This window comes from Nocardia sp. NPDC051929 (assembly GCF_044548645.1).
Taxonomy (GTDB): domain Bacteria; phylum Actinomycetota; class Actinomycetes; order Mycobacteriales; family Mycobacteriaceae; genus Nocardia; species Nocardia sichangensis.
In genome coordinates this window covers 81,274-99,141 of sequence record NZ_JBIUCG010000024.1, presented here as the reverse complement: position 1 = coordinate 99,141, position 17,868 = coordinate 81,274, and the positions used below count along the sequence as shown (strand labels likewise).

General features: G+C 68.5%; 18 protein-coding genes. 11 read left to right on the top strand and 7 right to left on the bottom strand.

Features of this window, described 5'->3' with window-relative positions:
• Position 1: 1 nt before the first annotated feature.
• Positions 2–931, bottom strand: a complete 930-nt coding sequence (locus tag ACIHAX_RS29575; protein ID WP_355078738.1) for a LysR family transcriptional regulator — start codon at positions 929–931, stop codon at positions 2–4.
• A 110-nt stretch (positions 932–1,041) separates the two neighbouring features.
• On the opposite strand from ACIHAX_RS29575, the gene ACIHAX_RS29570 reads away from it, so the two are divergent.
• The 6 genes from ACIHAX_RS29570 (at position 1,042) to ACIHAX_RS29545 (ending at position 8,287) form a co-directional block, all read left to right on the top strand.
• On the top strand, positions 1,042–1,992 hold the full coding sequence (locus ACIHAX_RS29570; RefSeq protein ID WP_355078713.1) for an EamA family transporter: 951 nt from the start codon (positions 1,042–1,044) through the stop codon (positions 1,990–1,992).
• Between the two features lie 151 nt (positions 1,993–2,143).
• Positions 2,144–3,919: an FAD-dependent oxidoreductase gene (locus tag ACIHAX_RS29565; protein WP_364435898.1), complete on the top strand. Its 1,776-nt coding sequence runs from the start codon at positions 2,144–2,146 to the stop codon at positions 3,917–3,919.
• A gap of 1,031 nt (positions 3,920–4,950) precedes the next feature.
• Positions 4,951–5,592: a pyridoxamine 5'-phosphate oxidase family protein gene (locus tag ACIHAX_RS29560; RefSeq protein ID WP_355078716.1), complete on the top strand. Its 642-nt coding sequence runs from the start codon at positions 4,951–4,953 to the stop codon at positions 5,590–5,592.
• 65 nt (positions 5,593–5,657) lie between these two features.
• Positions 5,658–6,896 (top strand): Mur ligase family protein, encoded by a 1,239-nt coding sequence (locus ACIHAX_RS29555; RefSeq protein WP_355078717.1) that lies wholly within the window; start codon positions 5,658–5,660, stop codon positions 6,894–6,896.
• Positions 6,893–7,603 (top strand): glutamine amidotransferase, encoded by a 711-nt coding sequence (locus ACIHAX_RS29550; protein WP_356963429.1) that lies wholly within the window; start codon positions 6,893–6,895, stop codon positions 7,601–7,603. Before ACIHAX_RS29555 ends, ACIHAX_RS29550 begins: the two co-directional genes overlap by 4 nt.
• Positions 7,604–7,729: 126 nt before the next feature.
• Positions 7,730–8,287 (top strand): dihydrofolate reductase family protein, encoded by a 558-nt coding sequence (locus tag ACIHAX_RS29545; protein WP_397280822.1) that lies wholly within the window; start codon positions 7,730–7,732, stop codon positions 8,285–8,287.
• Between the two features lie 163 nt (positions 8,288–8,450).
• On the opposite strand, the gene ACIHAX_RS29540 is transcribed toward ACIHAX_RS29545, so the two are convergent.
• Positions 8,451–9,395: a transglutaminase N-terminal domain-containing protein gene (locus ACIHAX_RS29540; protein ID WP_397280820.1), complete on the bottom strand. Its 945-nt coding sequence runs from the start codon at positions 9,393–9,395 to the stop codon at positions 8,451–8,453.
• Positions 9,392–12,481 (bottom strand): circularly permuted type 2 ATP-grasp protein, encoded by a 3,090-nt coding sequence (locus tag ACIHAX_RS29535; protein WP_397280818.1) that lies wholly within the window; start codon positions 12,479–12,481, stop codon positions 9,392–9,394. Before ACIHAX_RS29535 ends, ACIHAX_RS29540 begins: the two co-directional genes overlap by 4 nt.
• A gap of 250 nt (positions 12,482–12,731) precedes the next feature.
• Between ACIHAX_RS29535 and ACIHAX_RS29530 the strand changes: the two genes are divergently transcribed.
• On the top strand, positions 12,732–12,938 hold the full coding sequence (locus ACIHAX_RS29530) for a hypothetical protein (RefSeq protein WP_364435912.1): 207 nt from the start codon (positions 12,732–12,734) through the stop codon (positions 12,936–12,938).
• Positions 12,939–12,959: 21 nt separating this feature from the next.
• A complete protein-coding gene (locus ACIHAX_RS29525; RefSeq protein ID WP_355078722.1) occupies positions 12,960–13,604 on the top strand; it encodes a hypothetical protein in 645 nt (214 codons plus the stop codon).
• 6 nt (positions 13,605–13,610) lie between these two features.
• On the opposite strand, the gene ACIHAX_RS29520 is transcribed toward ACIHAX_RS29525, so the two are convergent.
• The 3 genes from ACIHAX_RS29520 to ACIHAX_RS29510 all read right to left on the bottom strand — a co-directional run bounded on the left by ACIHAX_RS29520 (position 13,611) and on the right by ACIHAX_RS29510 (position 15,249).
• On the bottom strand, positions 13,611–14,228 hold the full coding sequence (locus ACIHAX_RS29520) for a LysE family translocator (protein ID WP_356963424.1): 618 nt from the start codon (positions 14,226–14,228) through the stop codon (positions 13,611–13,613).
• Positions 14,229–14,291: 63 nt separating this feature from the next.
• Positions 14,292–14,900 (bottom strand): recombination mediator RecR, encoded by a 609-nt coding sequence (gene recR / locus ACIHAX_RS29515; RefSeq protein ID WP_063018922.1) that lies wholly within the window; start codon positions 14,898–14,900, stop codon positions 14,292–14,294.
• Between the two features lie 13 nt (positions 14,901–14,913).
• Positions 14,914–15,249: a YbaB/EbfC family nucleoid-associated protein gene (locus ACIHAX_RS29510; RefSeq protein WP_355078724.1), complete on the bottom strand. Its 336-nt coding sequence runs from the start codon at positions 15,247–15,249 to the stop codon at positions 14,914–14,916.
• A 211-nt stretch (positions 15,250–15,460) separates the two neighbouring features.
• Here ACIHAX_RS29510 and ACIHAX_RS29505 point away from each other — a divergent pair, with 211 nt between their 5' ends.
• From ACIHAX_RS29505 to ACIHAX_RS29495, 3 genes are read left to right on the top strand one after another with little or no spacing between them, the layout of a single operon-like run.
• Positions 15,461–16,084 (top strand): hypothetical protein, encoded by a 624-nt coding sequence (locus ACIHAX_RS29505; RefSeq protein WP_356963423.1) that lies wholly within the window; start codon positions 15,461–15,463, stop codon positions 16,082–16,084.
• Positions 16,085–16,135: 51 nt separating this feature from the next.
• Positions 16,136–16,948 carry a MerR family transcriptional regulator gene (locus ACIHAX_RS29500; protein ID WP_364435920.1) on the top strand — a complete coding sequence of 271 codons (813 nt, stop codon included), beginning with the start codon at positions 16,136–16,138 and terminating at the stop codon, positions 16,946–16,948.
• A gap of 12 nt (positions 16,949–16,960) precedes the next feature.
• Positions 16,961–17,308: a VOC family protein gene (locus ACIHAX_RS29495; RefSeq protein WP_397280814.1), complete on the top strand. Its 348-nt coding sequence runs from the start codon at positions 16,961–16,963 to the stop codon at positions 17,306–17,308.
• Between the two features lie 48 nt (positions 17,309–17,356).
• On the opposite strand, the gene ACIHAX_RS29490 is transcribed toward ACIHAX_RS29495, so the two are convergent.
• Positions 17,357–17,791 (bottom strand): SRPBCC family protein, encoded by a 435-nt coding sequence (locus tag ACIHAX_RS29490; RefSeq protein ID WP_355078728.1) that lies wholly within the window; start codon positions 17,789–17,791, stop codon positions 17,357–17,359.
• Positions 17,792–17,868 lie beyond the last annotated feature (77 nt).

Sequence of the window (17,868 nt, the reverse complement as noted above, 5' to 3'; positions counted from 1 at the left end):
ATCATGCTCCTGCGGCGGAACCCTTTCCGTGCGCGGAGTCGGCCGTCGCGAGTGCGGCGGCCGACTCGAACGCCGCGAGCACGGCCGCGATCGCCGGACGGGCCTCGGCCCGGGGCCGGGTGGCCAGTTCGTATATCCGAGCGGCGCGCACGCCGGACAGCCGTAGCACCGCCAGATCAGGGTGGCCGACCGCGTAGCGAGGCATGAGCGCGACACCGTAGCCGGTGGCGACCAGCGTCTCGATGACGCGGAAATCGTTGAGGCGCTGCGCTATACGCGGCTGTACGCCGGTCACGGTGGCGATCGAGCGCAGTACGTCGTCGACGGGAAAACCGCCCCGCACGCTGAGCCAGGTCTCGTCGGCCAGTTCCTCCGGCGCGACGGCTGAACGGCCAGCGAGCCGATGCGTCGGCGCCGCGACCACATCGATCGGCTCGCGCATGAGCACCCGGGTCGCGACGCGCGGGTCGGCGATAGGTGCGGCGCGCTCGTCGCGATGGGTCAGCACCACGTCGTAATCGGCGAGCAGTCGCGCCACTTCCGAGGGCGGCACGTCTTCGTCGCGCGCGATCACCTCGACTCCGCTGTCCACCATGCCGGGCAGCACATGCGGCAGCAGCAACGCACCGCCCGAGGGAAACACCGCGACGCGGACCCGTCCGCGCGGCGAGCCGCGATAGTGCGCCATCTCGGCGACCGCGCGATCCATTGCGGCGAGCACTTCGTCGGCGCGCACCACCAGTGCACGACCCGCGTCGGTGAGCCGCACGCGTCTGCCGTCCGGTTCGAGCAGGGCCACGCCCGCCTCCCGCGCGAGCACCTTGAGCTGCTGGGAAACGGCGGAGGGCGTCATGGACAGTGCTGCCGCCACGGCGGCCACCGTGCCGCGATCGGCCAGCTCACGCAGCACACGCAACCTCTCCAGCGCCATGGGCGGGCCGGCCACGACCGGTGCGGAACCGAAATTCATTAAGTGAAGCTACATCATTGATCCATAATTATTCGATTGTTCTGATCTTTAGCAGACCGCACGATGAAGGCGTGACCAACCGCGACCGCCTGCTCGGCCTGACCGTCGTCCTGCTCTGGGGATTGAATTTCCTCGCCATCCGGGTCGGGCTCGACCACTTCCCCCCGTTCTTCTTCGCGGCGCTGCGCTTCGCCGTGCTCGCGGTGCCCGCGCTGCTTTTCATCCCGCGCCCTCCGGTGCGGATGCGGTGGATCCTTCTGTACGGCACCGGTTTCGGCATCCTGCAGTTCGCGTTCCTGTTCACCGCGATGCGGGTGGGCATGCCGACCGGCCTGGCCTCGCTGGTACTGCAATCCTCGGCGCCGTTCACCGTGCTGCTCGGCACGCTGCTGCTGGGCGAGCGGATCCGCCCGGTGCAGATCGCGGGCATCGCCGTCGCGGTGGCGGGCATGGCGGTGATCGGCTGGGACCGGCTCGCCCACGCCACCCTGCTTCCGGTTCTGCTGACCTTGGCGGGTGGGTTGGGCTGGGCGTTCGGCAATATCGGCGCACGACTGGCCGGTACCGAGACCCCCGGCGTCAACCCGCTGCACCTGATGCTGTGGACCACCGCCATCCCGCCGGTGCCGCTGTTCGCGCTGTCGGCGTTCGCCGAGGGGCCGACCACGGGAGCGCGGGCTTTGGCCGAAGCGTTCACACCGGCGGGCCTGCCCGCTCTGCTGGCGCTCGCCTATATCGCCGTCCTCGCCACTGTGGTCGGCACGGGGTTGTGGACCTATCTGCTCGGTCGCTATCCGGCCGGCCTGGTCGCGCCGTTCTCCCTGCTCGTTCCCATCGTCGGCATCGCCGCGGCGTGGACTTTCCTGGGCGAGACTCCGACCACGTTGTCGCTGATCGGCGGGGTGGTGGTGCTGGCGGGAGCGTTCGCCGCCACGTCGAGCAGGCCACGCGCGACTACGGTGAACGCCCGCATCGAGCCATCGGGAACACCCGCGATGGCAGGTACCGGTCGCCCGGCCTAGCGGGCCGTACCCACGTTCGGTGTGCATTCCGTCACGAAATTCGCATTCCGCACCGGCCGCTGTACGGGGTCGGTGCGAATCGATCGGCTTGCCGCTTTACAGTAGTGCCCGGCGTGGAAGTTGGTCCCTAGGCTAGGCAGCAGAGCGGCGCATGGCAGACAATCAGTGGACCGTATCGCGAAGAGCACTGCTTCGTAACACGGTCGCGGCGGGGGTGGCTACGGCGGGGGCACTGACGGCGGGTGCGCTGAAACCCACGCCTGCCGCAGCGAATCCCGGCGGCAAAAGGGTCGCGGTACTCGGCGGCGGTGTCGCGGGCCTGACCGCGGCACACGAGCTGGCGGAACGCGGTTTCCAGGTCACCATCTACGAGAAACGGGCGTGGGGCGGCAAAGCCCGCAGCGTCGGCGTGCCCGGCACCGGAACGGGTGGACGGCCGGATCTGCCCGGCGAACACGGCTTCCGTTTCTTCCCCGGCTTCTATCAGCACGTGCCGGACACGATGCGCCGAATCCCGTTCCCTGGCAACGCGAACGGCGTGTGGGACAACCTGGTCGCGGTGCCGGAAGCACGATTCGCCCGGCACGGCGGCGACGACTTCCGCGTCCCGCTCGGTCCGCGCGCCCGTGCCGAGTTCTCCCCGGACAGTTTCCGCGAAACGCTCGGCGCGGCGCTGTCGACCGCACTCAAGATGCCTTCCAACGAGGGCGTCTACTTCGCCGAACGCCTGCTGGTCTTCAACACCAGCTGCGACGCCCGCCGCCTCGGCCAATGGGAGCGCACCTCCTGGCACGATTTCGTCGGCGGCCACGCGCGCTCGCACGAGTTCCGCGCGCTGCTGTCGCGCACGCTGACCAGCATCATGGTCGCCGCGAAAGAGAACATCGCGAGCGTGCGCACCATCGGCACGATGGGCGAGCAGTTCCTCGGCAATCCCTTGGGGATCGGCAACGACGGCAGCCTGGACCGGGTACTGAACGGTCCGACCAACGCGGTCTGGATCGAGCCGTGGACGCGGCGGATCCGCGAACTCGGAGCGGATTTCGTGCTCGGCGCCGAGGTGCGCGAGCTGGAGGTGCGCGACCGCAGGATCGTCGCGGCCCGGGTCGTGGACGAGACCGGCGCGCAACGCACGGTCGAGGCCGACTACTTCGTCGTGGCGTTGCCCGCCGAACGCGCGCGCACGCTGTGGTCGCCGCAAGTACTCGAGGTCAGGCCCGATTTGGCCGGGATGGACAACCTGTTCACCGACTGGATGAACGGCATCCAGTTCTATCTGCGCCGACCGGCCGACATCTCGCGCGGTCACACCGCCTACATCGACGCGCCGTGGTCGCTCACCTCGATCAGCCAGAACCAGCTGTGGCGCCGCAAGCTGACCGAGTTCGGCGACGGCGGCGCGCAGGACTGCCTTTCGGTGGACATCTCCGACTGGAACACCCCAGGCATCGTGTTCGGCAAACCCGCCAAGGAGTGCACCCACGAGGAGATCGCTCGGGAGGCGTGGGCCCAGATCAAGGCCCATTTGGACGATCGCGGCGAGGTGCTGCGCGACGCCGACCTGCACTCCTGGTTCCTCGATCCCGGCATCACCTGGCAGGAGGGCGAGCGGCGCAACGCCAACGCCGACCCGCTGCTCATCAACACCGCCGGGTCGTGGGAGTACCGTCCGCAACCGCACGGCGCACTGGAAAACCTCTTCCTGGCAGGCGATTACGTGCGCACCAACGTCGACCTGGCCACCATGGAGGGCGCCAACGAGTCCGCGCGCGCCGCGGTGAACGCCCTGCTGGACGTGGCCGGTTCGAACGCGGAGCGCTGCCGGATGTACACCCTCTACCGCGCCACCGAACTGGAACCGCTGCGCCGCATCGACGCCGACCGCTACGCGGCCGGCCAGCCGAACATGTTCGACGTCCCCGCGTGAATCGCGATCGATCCGCGCGGCAGGGTGATAGGTCTGGCGTCAGGGGCGAATTCTGTTCTCCGAGTCATTGTGCTGACCGAATCGAAAGGATAGTCTCTGACCATGCATGGGGAAGAGGGAGAACTCAAAACGCGGGGAAAATTTGGCGCTGGAACAGCAAGCGCGCGACTGGGATCGTTGAGTCGCTCACCGGAGATCACATCTGGTTCGGATTGGACTCGTTACGTGGGAGGAATTTCGATGACATCTCGATAGGAGACGTTGTCGAGGTCGAGTACGAATTCGCCCAACAAGACTCCCACACCCTGCGCGCAGTAAGAATTGACTGGTTGTAGATCACGCTTTCAACTGGGGGGATAATGAAGTTTTCTTTTGCGGCGGCCCTCGCCACTGCCACGGTTCTATGCATGCCGTGCTTCGCTGCCGCTGAACCCGATCCGGCAGACCTCGAATTCACGGCGAATTCCGCATATCGAGAGTTTCAGAACAATATCGCAAAGTTCACCGGACAGGTGAACTACAGTTCGAACAATTTGCATGGTCGCTGAAGCTACTGCCCGCGACTCAAAGCGTCGTGTACGGCAGCATGAGTTGCCATACAACTATAGGTGGGATTTCCGGGTACTCCGACGATCATCAAGACATTCCGCGCGACTACCTCCTCCATTCGAGCGTGAAAATTGATCGAGGAAGATGGTACAAGCTGCGTAGTCGATGCGATTTCAAGGTGCTGACCGACACTGGAATGCAGCCGGGAAATGTGGAAACGGCTGTCGACTTCATCGCCAGGTGATCGACTCCTGACCTCGTGAGGAATCTCCGAGCCGGACCGGCGCAAGAGTGCGTGCATACGAACGCACCCACAGCTGAAGGCCACGCTGTGGAATCCGCGCGCCGGATTCGACGCCGACCGCTACGCGGCCGGCCACCGAACATGTTCGACGTCCCCGTCTGAGCGGATGTGAGCGATCTCCCTTCGCCGGAGCCGAATTCGATCGCCATCCCCCAGGCCGCGGTGCTTGAATCGAACTATGCGTGAGAGCACCGCCTCCGACGAGATCACCGACCCGGCAGACCTGCGGGCATTGCTCGGCGAGGTGGCGCCGCGCGCGGCCACCAAGGAGCGCCCTGTCCTGCACGCCAGGGACCGGGAGTGGATCGCGCTCTCCCCGTTCCTGGTGATGAGTACGAGCGACGCGGACGGCAACTGCGACGCCTCGCCGAAAGGCGATCCGGCGGGGTTCGTGCGGGTGCTCGACGACACCACCCTCGCCATCCCGGAGCGCCCCGGTAACCGCCGCGCCGACGGCTACCTCAACATCCTGGCCAACCCGCACGTCGGCCTACTGTTCGTGATCCCGGGACGCCGCGAGACGCTGCGGATCAACGGCCGCGCCCGGCTGGTGCGCGACGCGCCGTATTTCGACGACATGGTGGTGCGCGGGCACCGCCCGATCCTCGCTGTCGAGGTGGAGATCGACCAGATCTTCTTCCACTGCGCCAAGGCGTTCATGCGCAGCCATCTCTGGGAGCCGGAGCAGTGGCCGGAGGACACCCTGCCGAGTCCCGCCTGCCTGGTCAAAGAGGTGCAGACGAACGTCGCGGAGACGGTGGAGGAGCTGGAGCGCTACTACTCACCGGAGAACTACGCGGCCAAGCTCTACCGCGACTGACCCGCGTGGCCCACGCCACCCGACCGCGGCGCGCCCGGATCGCGCGTCGAACATAGACTCGCGACGTGGCAGAACTATCGGTGCGCGGACGGCTCGCGCTGGCGGCGGCGGCCGCGGCGTCCTGGGCCTCGCAGAAGGCGGGTCGTGGCAAAGGGTCGATGATCGGCGGACTGATCGCGTTGAAGATCGATCCGACCGTCATGGACCAGCTCGGGCAGCGGCGGCGCACCGTGCTGGTGACCGGCACGAACGGCAAGTCGACCACCACGCGGATGACCACCGCCGCGCTCAGCACCCTCGGCGCGGTCGCGACCCAGGCCGACGGCGCGAACATGGACGCGGGCATCGTCGCCGCGCTGAACGCGCACCGGCGCGCGCCGCTGGCCGCCATCGAGGTCGACGAACTGCACCTGCCGCACGTCACCGATTCGCTGAACCCCTCGGCGGTGGTGCTGCTGAACCTCAGCCGCGACCAGCTCGACCGGGTCGGCGAGATCAACATGATCGAGCGCAAGCTGCGCGCGGGCCTGGCGAAGCACCCGGCCACCGTGGTGGTCGCCAACTGCGACGACGTGCTGGTCACCTCCATCGCCTACGACCATCCCAACGTGGTGTGGGTCGCTGCGGGCAGCGGCTGGGCGATGGACGCGACCAGCTGCCCGCGCAGCGGCGAGCCGATCGTCTGGGAGGGCGCGCACTGGCGCAGTACCGGAGCGGATTTCCAGCGTCCCGAACCGGACTGGTGGCTCGACGGGGACGATCTGGTCGGGCGGGAGGGCAAGCGTTTCCCGCTGCGGCTCGCACTGCCGGGCCGGGCCAACCGCGGCAACGCCGCACAGGCGGTGGCCGCCGCGGTCGCGCTGGGCGCCGACCCGGAGCAGGCCGTCGCGGCCGCGGGCACGGTCCGCGAGATCGCGGGCCGCTACCGCACCGTGCAGGTCGGCGAGCACGACGCGCGTCTGCTGCTGGCCAAGAACCCGGCCGGCTGGCAGGAGGCGCTGTCGATGATCGAGCCGACCTCGGCGGGCCTGGTGATCGCGGTGAACGGCCAGGTACCCGACGGCGAGGACCTGTCCTGGCTGTGGGACGTGCGCTTCGAGCACTTCGAAGGCGTGCAGGTGGTGGCGGCGGGCGAACGCGCCACCGACCTGGCGGTGCGACTGACCTACGCGGGCGTGGAGCACACCCTGGTGCCCGATCCGGTCCGCGCCATCGCGTCGTGCCCCGCGGGCCATGTGGAAGTGCTGGCCAACTACACCGCCTTCCGTGATCTCAACCGTGACCTCGAGGAGCGGGCTTCATGACCGAGTCGACCTTCCGCATCGGCCTGGTGCTGCCGGACGTGATGGGCACCTACGGCGACGGCGGCAACGCGCTCGTGCTGCGGCAACGACTGCGCATGCGCGGCTACGACGCCGAGATCGTCGAGATCACGCTGTCGGAGCCGGTGCCCGATTCCCTGGACGTCTACACCCTGGGCGGCGCGGAGGATTCCGCCCAGCGTCTGGCCACCCGGCACCTGCAGCGCTACCCCGGCTTGCAGCGCGCCGCCGGGCGAGGCGCTCCGGTGCTGTCGATCTGCGCGGCCATCCAAGTCCTCGGCCAGTGGTACGAGACCTCGGCGGGCGAGCGAGTCGACGGCGTCGGCCTGCTCGACGTCACCACCTCGCCGCAGCACAAACGCGCCATCGGCGAGGTGACCACCACTCCACTGCTCGACGGGCTCACCGCACCACTCACCGGCTTCGAGAATCACCGGGGCGGAACGAAACTCGGCGGCGACGCGCAGGGTCTGGCCCGTGTCACCCGCGGCGTCGGCAACGGCGTCGGCGACGGGCTGGAGGGCGTCGTCCAGGGTTCGGTGATCGGCACCTACATGCACGGCCCGGCGCTGGCCCGTAACCCCGAACTCGCCGACCTGCTGCTGATGCGCGCCCTCGGCGTCACCGAACTGGCGCCCCTCGACCTGCCCGAGGTCGACCAGCTCCGCCGGGAGCGCCTGCGCGCCTGAGCCTGTTCCCGCCGGTCAGGTCGCCGGAGTAGCTGAATTCGCGGCAATCCGGATCGAAGCGATGAGTTCGGGCGTGTTCGCCGGTACATACCGGTGCACAGCCACACCATCGAAAGGAATCCGGTCATGAGCGTCATCGTCTGCGAGTTCGTCACCCTCGACGGCAGGGTGTCCGACCCCGACGGCCGCGGCGGCACCGCGACCGGCGGGTGGGCCTTCCGCTACGGTTCCGAGACCGTCGGCGGTGACAAGTTCCGCCTGGCGCATGCCCTCGATGAGGGCGTGCTGCTGCTGGGCCGACGCACCTGGGAGTTGTTCGCCACCATCTGGCCCGGACGCGACGATCCCTTCGCCACGCGCATGAACAAGGCCGCGAAACTGGTTGTCTCGCACACGCTGGCGGACACGTCGAGCTGGACGAATTCCACGCTTGTCGAAGGCGACCTCCATACGGCGGTGGAGAACGCACCCGGCGACGTCATCGTCACCGGCAGCCTGACCATCGTTCGCGCATTGCGGGAAAAGGATCTTGTCGACGAGTACCGACTGCTGATCTTCCCCACGGTCCTCGGTAGCGGTGACCGTTTGTTCGCCGATGGCGAGCCGCCCGCGGACCTCGAGTTGCTGTCGGTCGACACGGTCGGCGCAGCCGTGCTGACCCGCTACGTCCGAGCCGGGCGCTGACGACCGACGTCCGGCCGGATCGCGGACGGCGTCAACCGGACGGTCCGACCATCCGTCACCCCGCGCCACGGGCCCGAGCCGATTTGCCTGGGTTGTTCGCCTCGCCGCCGTTCCAGTCGGCGCGGTGGGCGCTCGACCTCGTCGGCGATCCGGGACCATGCCTTCACCGGCCGTATTCGCGAGCCGCGGGTAGATGGCCTGGTACACCCACCTCGGTGACGTCGACGGAGACGGTGATCGTGCTGTCCTTCGCGTCGGTGTAGATGATGCCGCGCAGCGGAGGGACGTCGGCGTAGTCGCGGCCCCAGGCGGCGGTGATGTAGCGCTCGTCGCCGAGTTGGTCGTTGGTGGGGTCGAGGTCGATCCACCGGCCCGAGCGGTCGGGTCCGTCGGCGCCGGGCACCCATACCGCCGCCCAGGCGTGCGTGGCGTCGGCGCCGACCATGCGCTCCTTCCCTGGTGGTGGATCGGTGGCCAGGTAGCCGGACACGTACCGGGCGGCGAGGCCGTGCGACCGCAAGCAGGCGACCGCGAGGCGCGCGAAGTCCTGGCAGACGCCTGCGCGGGCCGCGAACACGTCGGCCACCCGGGTGGACACCGTCGTGGCGCCGGACCGGTAGGCGAAGTCGGTGTAGATCCTGGTGTTCAACTCGGCCACCGCGTCGAGCAGCGGCCTGCCCGGCCGGAGGGATTCAGCCGCGTACGCGACGATCTCCGACGTGATCTCCTGCGGGTGCAGGTCGAGAGCGAACTCCACGGCGAACGGCCCGTTGGCCCCCGTCGGGCGCGCGCGTTCCCACGGCTCGGCGGCCGAGCCCGCGTCGTCGCGGGCGGGCGCGTCGACTTCGACCAGCGATTCGCCGACGACCGTCAGAGCACGATGCTCGGTGGTGACGTGGAAGTAGGACGTGATGTTGCCCCACACATCCGCGCCGACCGACCGGTCCGAGGGGGCGGGGTCGATCCTGATCTCGTGCGCGAGCAGACGCTGACCGGGGAGATCGCGCGGCGTCAAGTACGCGCGCCCATAGGAGTTGATGACTTCGCCGGAGTACGAGTACTTGGTGCGATGCTCGATCCGGTAGCGCCGGACCGCACGGCCGGTCATCCGACGACCTGCGCGCTGCCCCACAGCGGCTGGATGTCGACCGGGAGCGACAGCGTCGTGGTCTCGAAGGACTCGGATACCTTGCGCAGGCGCACGTGCACTCCCTCCAGCAACTCCGCCAGTTCGGTGCGCCGTTCGTTCGCGTCGGTGACCTCGAGATCGTCGGGATCGAGGCGGCGCAGCATGCGCCGCGCGTCCGCGAGCAGCCGCTGCGGACGCGACGAGCCGGACGCACCGGGCAGCGCCTGGAAATCAGCGTGCAGGCGGCCCAGCTGATAGGCCAGCGATCGCGGATTGGCGGTGTCGAACAGCAGGAGCTCGGCGACGTTCGCGATCCGCACCGAATCCTGGTGGCGCCGACGGTAACTCACCGAGGACTCGGTGGCGCGCAGCACCCATTCGGTGACCTCGCGTTCGATCTCCTCCGGATACCGTTGGGTCAGCGCGGCCGACAGCAACGCGGTCAGGGCGAGACCGCGCTCGATCCGCTTACCGATGTCCCTGACGTGCCACCCGGTGTCGCGGATCAGCGACTCGCCGTCGATCCCGGACAGCGCGAGCAGCCCGGCCAGGGTTCGCGAATGCACATCCGACAACTCCGCCTCTTGGTCGTCCACCGCGGCGGGGTAGCACGCCAGCGCGCGCTCGACCGAGCCGAGGATCATCCACGTGTCCACCGACAACTGGTCGCGCACGGCGCGCGCGGCGCTGCCGTACCGGTCGATCGCGAAGGCCAGCGACCCGGGCAGCTCGCGGTCTATCGTCAGTGCGACGAGGTAGTCGTGGCCCGCGCGGGACGCGCCCGGCACCCGGTGTACCGCCGGAGCGCTGTCCTGCGCCGCACCGGTGGCCACGCCGTCCTCCGCCCCTTCGGCGACGGCCTCCACACCATCCTTAACCTGTTGTCGCGCTCCGGCTCCGGCCATCGCTTCGTTCCGGGCCACGGCATCGTGGTGCTCAATGTGCTTCGAACCAGTTTCTCCCCCAGCGTCTTCCGGCATTCCCGATCCGGATGGCGCGGCAGCCGAGGATTTTTCGTCTGTCTCGTGGCCGGAAGATCGTGACCGGACCGGCACCGAAGTCCCCTGCGCGCACTCGCCCGCACCGGGCGATGCCGGAGCATCACCAGAATCCGGAAACGATCCGGCCGCAGCGTGCGACCGCTCGTCGCCGTACTGCGCCACACCTTCGTCGACGCCGGCACCCGACGGAGCGAGCAGGCCGCGATCGACCGAACTCTGCTGCGGCGCAAAGGCTCGCACCTCGGGACCGAACAGCCCGTCGGTCGGAGCCGCGGTGGCGGTGGTCCGTCCGAGGGCGGCCAAGAGGATCGGTAACGCGCCCGCGCCTTCCAGCCAGGGGCGATACCGGAACTCTTGGTAACGCTCGTGTGTGGCGATCAAGAGACGGGCGGTGTCCTCCGCGCGCTCGCCGTAGCGGCCGATCCAGAACAGGTCGTTGAGCACGCGGGGGGAGCTGATCCCCGCCACGACCGGAGCGGTGCGCCGCGGCTCGCGCGACGGCTCGGTGCTGATCGCGGCGGCGGCCGTCGGCGCGGCCCGCACCCAGATGTCCTTGGCGGCGACTTTCCGCGCGGCGCGATCGGTCGTGCGCTGACGTAGCTGGCCGAGACCGCCGGACATCACGGTGTAGCCGCGCCGATGGGCGAGCGAGAACAATCGCATGCCGACCGGAGCCGCGGCGAGTCCGTCGTGCTCGCGGATGGCGGGCGCGACGGAGAACTGCGCCGGTTCCTGGCCAACCCATTGCCATCCGTGCGCATCGATCCGCGCCTTCATCTCGTCGCGCTGCCGCCGACTCAGTTCAGGGCCGAACAGCGTGGCGCCGTCGACCGCCGAGCGAACGATCAGCTTGTCCAGATTCGCGATCAGATGTCCGCGCTCCCGTTCATGACCACCCCAGTACGACGGCGCGTTCTCCAGCAACAGGTCCGCACCGAGCAGTGCGCGCGACAGGGCGGGCAGGAATCCGGCCAGCGCGGGATTCTCCAGCAGCCCGCTGCCGAGCGTGTTCACCACCGTCACCGCGCCGCGGCGCAGCACCTCGACCAGTCCCACCACGCCCAGCCGCGAATCCGGCCGCAGGTCCAGCGGATCGGAGAATTCGGCGCCCACCCGGCGCAGCACCACGTCCACCCGCTTCAGCGTGCCGAGCGACCGCATCCACAGCGCGCCGTCGCGCACCACCAGATCGGCGCTCTCAACCAGCGGAAAGCCGAGTGTGGAGGCGAGATAGGCCTGATCGAACGCGGTCTCGGAATGCACGCCTGGACTGAGCACGACGACCACCGGTTCGTCGTCGTCGGTCTGCGCGGATTCGATCAGCATCAATCGCATAGCCCTGGCGAAGGGTGTCAGCGGACGCGGATTCGCGTGCTCGAATGCCTCCGGGATCGCGGTCGACACGACCCTGCGGTCGGCCAGCGCGTATCCGGCGCCGGACGGCGCCTGCGCCCAGTCGGCGAGCACCCGGAACCGGCCGTCGCCCCAGCGACTGAGATCGCAGGCGTGCAGGAAGAGTTGGTGCCGCCCCGGCACGGTGATGCCGTGCGCGGCTCGTACGTAGCCGCGATTACCGAACACGACTTCCGGTGGGAGCAGTCCCGAGGCGAGCGTCCTGCGTGGACCGTAGATGTCGGTGAGCACCTCGTCGAACACGCGGGAGCGCTGTTCCAGCCCGGCCTCCAGCCGGGTCCAATCGTCCGCGGCGACCGGCAAGGGAATCGGATCGAGGCGCCACGGCGCAGGCGTGTTCTCGGCCGACGCGCCGGCCTCGAGGTAGGTGATGCCGTCGTCGTCGATCAGCCTGCGCACCCGGCTGTCCAGCTTGCCCAAACCGTCCCCGCCGAGTTCGGCGAAGTCGGCGGACAGTTGCGACCACACCCGGCGCACCTTGCCGTCGGCGTCGACCAATTCGTCGTAGTAGCCCGCGACCGGCGCGCCGCACTCGTCGTAGGCGGCGGTGGCAGAAGCATCTTCGCGGTAGCGCGCGACCTGTTCCCGCACGGTGGTCGCGGTATCTCGCCGCTCATCGCGCAACGTCACCGCCGACCTCACTTCCGCCATCCATGCCCAACGGTCACCGAATGCTTCCGGTGCGGTCCGGAAACCTTGTGCCGGACACCCGCATTAGTGGTCTTTGCGGCCATTTTCGCATGTAGCAGGGGTCATAACGGGTAAAACGCTGTGCGGCGACAACTGTTTGCTAAATATTTGCTCAACATCGGGCGCGGCGACACACGGTCCCGGGTCCCACCGTGGCGCCCGCACCGGTGGTATCACCGAACGACGACAACGATCTCGTCAGGAGGTCATTATGCGTAGATCAGACTGTTCGTCTTGCGAATCCGCGTTCGACCACTGCCACGGAACCCTGATCGTGCACGTGAGCCGGATCGCCGAATGCACCGACGAACACTGCCTGGAGCTCAGCCACGCCAGGCACGCCTTCGTCCTCGATTGCCGAAACCTCGCGGGCGGCTGCCGGTGTGGCGACGGCGAGACGGCCCGGCGCCGCGCCTGAGCGGTTCCGTACCCTGGCCCGGTGAGCTATGACCACGTGTTGCTGCCGTCCGGTGTCGCATCGTCGATCGCGGAGGTCGACGCCTACCTGAGCACCCAGCAGGGCGTCCCCGAGTCGGGGGCGGTCGCGCAGATCGCGGCCGAACTGAACAGACGCAACGCGGAACTGCCCGAGGAGGACAACTTCCTCAGCACCGTGCCGGTCGGCGGCGCGGCCACCGGTGCGGCACTGCATGTGCCGTGCCCCTACGACGCGGTCGGCTTCGTCCGCCACTTGCTGTTCGAACTCGCCACACCGCTGAACTATGCCGTCTACGACCCGCAACTGGCCTGGCTGATCGATCCCGCCGAGCACGTCGAGGCCATCGTCACGCACGGCGGCGCGGGCGAGTTCCCGTACCTGACCGAAGCGCTGGTCCAGCAGTGGATTCCGGAGCTGGCCCCGCCCAACCCGTACCTCGTCGTCGAACGCGGCGAGCAGTTCTACATCCAGACCTACCGGGAGAACTCCGGCGCCTACACCGTGGAATACCGGGACGGCTCCCCCGACAAGCATTTCGGCACAACCATCTCCGATCCCGCCACCGTAGCCGCCCTCATCTGGGGCTGGGCCAACGACGACCGCAGCCGGTTCCCCGGCCTGCCCTGGTCGCGCGTCGACCTCTGAACCCGGTCACTGGTTCTGGGTGGCCAACCGGCCCGCCAGCGCGAGGAACGACGCGCCGAAGACCCGGCGCATCCAGGTGACCACGACGGGACGGGAAATGACCTGGTCGCGGACGGCGGCGGCACACGCGCCGTACACCGCGAACACCACCAGGGTGGCGAGCATGAAGATGCCGCTCAGTTCGAGCATGCGCGCCAGTGCGTTCGGCGCGCCGCCGGGCACGAACTGCGGCAGGAACGCGAAGAAGAAGATGGTCAGCTTGGGGTTGAGAAGGTTCAGCAGCACCGCCGAGGTGATCACCTTCCGCGCCGAGGGTGCGGTGCGCCCGGTCTGTTCCGGCACGGCGAGCGCGCCCTTGTCCCGGAACGTGGTCCAGGCCATGTACACCAGATAGCCGACGCCGAGGTACTTCAGCGTCTGGAACGCGACCGCGCTGGCGTTGAGCAGCGCGGCCAGACCCGTGATCGCCGCGATCATGTGCGGAACGATGCCGAGCGTGCAGCCGAAGGCCGCGATCACCGCGGCTCGCACACCGCGAGACAGCCCCGCCGCCAACGTGAACAGCACACCGGTGCCGGGGGTGGCGACGATGACGAGCGTCGTCAGCACGAATTCGATGCTCATCCCCGACACGGTAACGCACGCCCGGCGCGGCGCAATCCCCGTCGCGGGAGGCGTTTTCGCGAGCTATAGCGCGCGGCGGCCGGACAGCGCGCGCCCGAGGGTGAGCTCGTCGGCGAATTCGAGGTCGCCGCCCATCGGCAGGCCCGAGGCCAGCCTGGTCACGCTCAGACCCGGGAAGTCGCGCAGCATCCGGACCAGGTAGGTGGCGGTGGCCTCGCCCTCGGTGTTCGGGTCCGTCGCGATGATCACCTCGCTGACGTCGACGCCGTCCTCCTGGTTTCCGATACGCGCCAGGAGTTCCCGGATCCGCAGCTGGTCGGGGCCGACACCGCTGAGCGGATCGAGCGCGCCGCCGAGCACGTGGTAGCGACCGCGGAACTCCCTGGTGCGCTCGATCGCCTGCACGTCCTTGGGTTCCTCGACCACGCAGATCATGGTCCGGTCCCGGCGCGGGTCGGCGCAGATGCGGCACAGCTCGCCGTCGGACACCGTTCCGCATGTCACGCAGAACTGCACCCCGTCACGCACCTTCTGCAGCGCGGCCTGCAGCCGATCGATCTCCGGCGGCTCCACCTGGAGCAGATGAAAGGCGATGCGCTGCGCGCTCTTCGGACCGACGCCGGGCAGCTTGCCCAATTCGTCGATCAGATCCTGGACCGGACCCTCGTACAACTGCTGCCTCGGCTCAGAAACCGGGCAGCGAACCGCCGCCGCCGAAGCCACCGGACAGGGGTCCGAGCCGTTCGGCGGCGATGCGCTGCGCGTTGGCCATCGCGTCGTTGACCGCACCGATAACCAAATCCTGCAATGTCTCGACATCGTCGGGATCCACGGCCTTCGGGTCGATGGTCAGCGACACCACCTCACCGCTCGCCTTCAGCCTGACCTGCACCAAGCCACCGCCGGCAGCGCCGTCCACCTCGGTCGCCGCGATCTCGGCCTGGGCTTCCATCACCGCCTGCTGCATCTGCTGCGCCTGGGCGAGCAACTGTTGCATATCGAACTGGCCACCTGGCTGCACGGGAGCGTCCTCTCTGAAGAAGGTGTCACGGGCCAGCCTAGTCCTGCCGCGGCCGGTCCCCGGCGCGGCCCGACGGTCCCAGGTCCGCGGCGCAGGACGGATAACAGCGCGCATGGCGGATAACAGGTTGGGTAGTTCCGATCGGAACCGACCATGCGCGCCTTACCATCGACACCGAGTCGGAAAGCGGTGTGCAAATCTGGAGCCAATGATGATCGCAGTTCGTGCACGTTTCCTGAGCACCCTGGTGCTCACGCTCGGTGTTCCCAGCATCTTTCTCGGCGCAGCGGCGTCCGCGGATACGGAGATCACCGACACGCCCGGAGTGATCGACGCGCAAGGGGCAGACGAGCCCCAGACGACCCCGGCGGCCGCCGACTACGGGGGCGGCTGCGTCCTCTACCCGGACGACAAGGCCGCGACGCTCGATTCGCTGCGTTCCCGGTGCTCGCCGGAGCAGCAGGACGCGATCTTCCGCGCCGCACCGCTCGGCGCCGTTCCGGTCGGCGTGAAATCGGGCTGGGTCACTCGCCCGCCGGTCATGCAGGCCATCGCGCCCCCGCTGTGGATCGGCAAGACCTTCTACACCGGCCCGGACGGCGGCTTCCTGATGAACCGCCTCACCGGTGCGGGCTTCGAGGCCTGGGGCGCCGACGTCTACGTCGCGCCCGCCCTGACCGATGGGCAGCCGACCTGGGCACTGAACTACGCGCCCTCGCCGACGCCGCAGGTCTACGACGAGATCCGGGAAGTCACTCCCGGTGTGTGGTTCGGCTACTCGTGGTGGCGCGGCATGTTCCAGACCACCCTGCTGCTGACCTTCGCGCTCGCCTGAACAGCGGGTGTCGTTTGACCCTCCCGTCACTGGAGGGTGTTGGCTGGTGCCATGACGGCCACCGTCCCCATCGGGGAATTCTCCAGGCTGAGCAATCTCAGCGTGAAGACGTTGCGCTACTACCACGAGATCGGTCTGCTCGCTCCGGCCGGCATAGACGCGAGTTCGGGCTATCGGCGGTACGCGACGGCGCAGGTGACGCAGGCACAGTTGATCCGGCGGCTGCGCGAGCTGGACATGCCGGTTCCGGAGATCCGCGCCGTGCTGGCCGCGCCGGACGAGAACACCCGTGACGCCACGCTGCGGGCGCATCTGGAGCGCATGGAAGCCGAGCTGACCCGCACCCGCGCGGTCGTGGCCTCGTTGCGCGCGCTGCTGACGCCATCGGCTCCGATCGCCGTGGAGTATCGCGTGGTCGGGGCGTTCCCGGCGGCGGCGATCGGCGCGACGGTGGCGCGCGAACACATCGGCGAGTGGTGCGCTTCGACGTTCCAGGCGTTGTACGAGTCACTGGCCGCCGCGAGCATCGCGCCTGCGGGCGTCGCCGGCGCCACCTACAGCACCGACTTCTTCGAGCAGGACGAAGGCGAAGTAGTCGCGTTCGTCCCAGTCGCCGACACGGATGTGGTGCTGCCGGCAATGCTTTCACTCATCGAGCTACCCGCGCGCCGTTTCGCCGTCGCCGTGCACGAGGGCCCGTTCGACGATTTCGACCGGACCTACGGCGCACTGGGCAGTCACGTCGCCGAACACGCTGTCGCGCTGCCCGAGCCGATCCGCGAGATGTACCTGCTCGGACCGGACACGTCCGATGAACCGGCCGGCTACCGGACCGAAGTGTGCTGGCCCGTCGCCCAACCATAAAAGGAGATATCCATGACGATCTCGATCGCCCACGTCACCATCGATTGTGCGAACGCGGGCGCGCTCGCCGAATTCTGGTCACAGTTGCTGGAGACGCCCGTCGATCCCGACCCCACCCCGGAGTTCGCCACCGTCGGCCGGACCGCGGACGCCGCGACCCCGCTGATGTTCATCCGCGTGCCCGACAAGAACCCCGGCAAGAACGTCATCCACCTCGACCTGCTCGCTTCCGGCCGGGACGAGGTCGCGCGCGCGATCGAGCTCGGCGCGAAGCACGTCGCCGACTTCGACGAGTGGGGCATGAAGTGGACGACGCTGGCCGATCCCGAGGGGAACCTCTTCGACATCGCGGCCGAATAGACCGAGCAGACCGCGACGACGGCCATGGCCGTCGTCGCGGCCGTACGATCAGGCCAGTTCGCGCTGGAGGTTGCCGAGCACCTCGGCCTGGATCTTCTTCAGGCCGAGCGGCGCGAAGATGCCCTCGAAGATGCCCGCGACGCCGCCCGCGCCCTTCCACGTGGTGCGCAGCGTGACTCGCGCGCCCGCGCCCTCCGGGGTGACGGTCCAGGTGTTCACCAAGGTCGAATTCGAGTCGCGCTCGGTGACAATGGAATCGGACACCGAGACGACCGCGTGCACGTTGCGCGAGCGCTTCTCGGTGGCCTGCAACGTCCATTCCGCGACGGTGCCCGCGCCCTTGCCCCCTTCGACCACCTTGTAGTCGCGGTAGTGCGACGAGAGGATGCGCGGACGCACCGTGTCGTAGTCGGCGATGGCCTCCAGCGCGCGCTGCGGATCCGCCGCCACGTCGATCGAACTACTGGCGCTGACCTGTCCCACAATGAGCTCCTTGTCCGGATGCGGTGTCTCGACGGATCTCCATCCTGCCCTGTCGGCCCCGGATGATAACGGCGAGG

What these genes read in the sequence shown, in the direction of transcription:
- ACIHAX_RS29550 (WP_356963429.1), top strand. Translation starts at nt 6,893, where the DNA reads ATGACCGAGTCGACCTTCCGCATCGGCCTGGTGCTGCCGGACGTGATG.
- ACIHAX_RS29535 (WP_397280818.1), bottom strand. Translation starts at nt 12,481, where the DNA reads ATGGCGGAAGTGAGGTCGGCGGTGACGTTGCGCGATGAGCGGCGAGAT.
- ACIHAX_RS29500 (WP_364435920.1), top strand. Translation starts at nt 16,136, where the DNA reads ATGACGGCCACCGTCCCCATCGGGGAATTCTCCAGGCTGAGCAATCTC.
- ACIHAX_RS29495 (WP_397280814.1), top strand. Translation starts at nt 16,961, where the DNA reads ATGACGATCTCGATCGCCCACGTCACCATCGATTGTGCGAACGCGGGC.
- ACIHAX_RS29545 (WP_397280822.1), top strand. Translation starts at nt 7,730, where the DNA reads ATGAGCGTCATCGTCTGCGAGTTCGTCACCCTCGACGGCAGGGTGTCC.
- ACIHAX_RS29560 (WP_355078716.1), top strand. Translation starts at nt 4,951, where the DNA reads ATGCGTGAGAGCACCGCCTCCGACGAGATCACCGACCCGGCAGACCTG.
- ACIHAX_RS29520 (WP_356963424.1), bottom strand. Translation starts at nt 14,228, where the DNA reads ATGAGCATCGAATTCGTGCTGACGACGCTCGTCATCGTCGCCACCCCC.
- ACIHAX_RS29540 (WP_397280820.1), bottom strand. Translation starts at nt 9,395, where the DNA reads ATGACCGGCCGTGCGGTCCGGCGCTACCGGATCGAGCATCGCACCAAG.
- ACIHAX_RS29505 (WP_356963423.1), top strand. Translation starts at nt 15,461, where the DNA reads ATGATCGCAGTTCGTGCACGTTTCCTGAGCACCCTGGTGCTCACGCTC.
- ACIHAX_RS29565 (WP_364435898.1), top strand. Translation starts at nt 2,144, where the DNA reads ATGGCAGACAATCAGTGGACCGTATCGCGAAGAGCACTGCTTCGTAAC.
- ACIHAX_RS29530 (WP_364435912.1), top strand. Translation starts at nt 12,732, where the DNA reads ATGCGTAGATCAGACTGTTCGTCTTGCGAATCCGCGTTCGACCACTGC.
- ACIHAX_RS29575 (WP_355078738.1), bottom strand. Translation starts at nt 931, where the DNA reads ATGGCGCTGGAGAGGTTGCGTGTGCTGCGTGAGCTGGCCGATCGCGGC.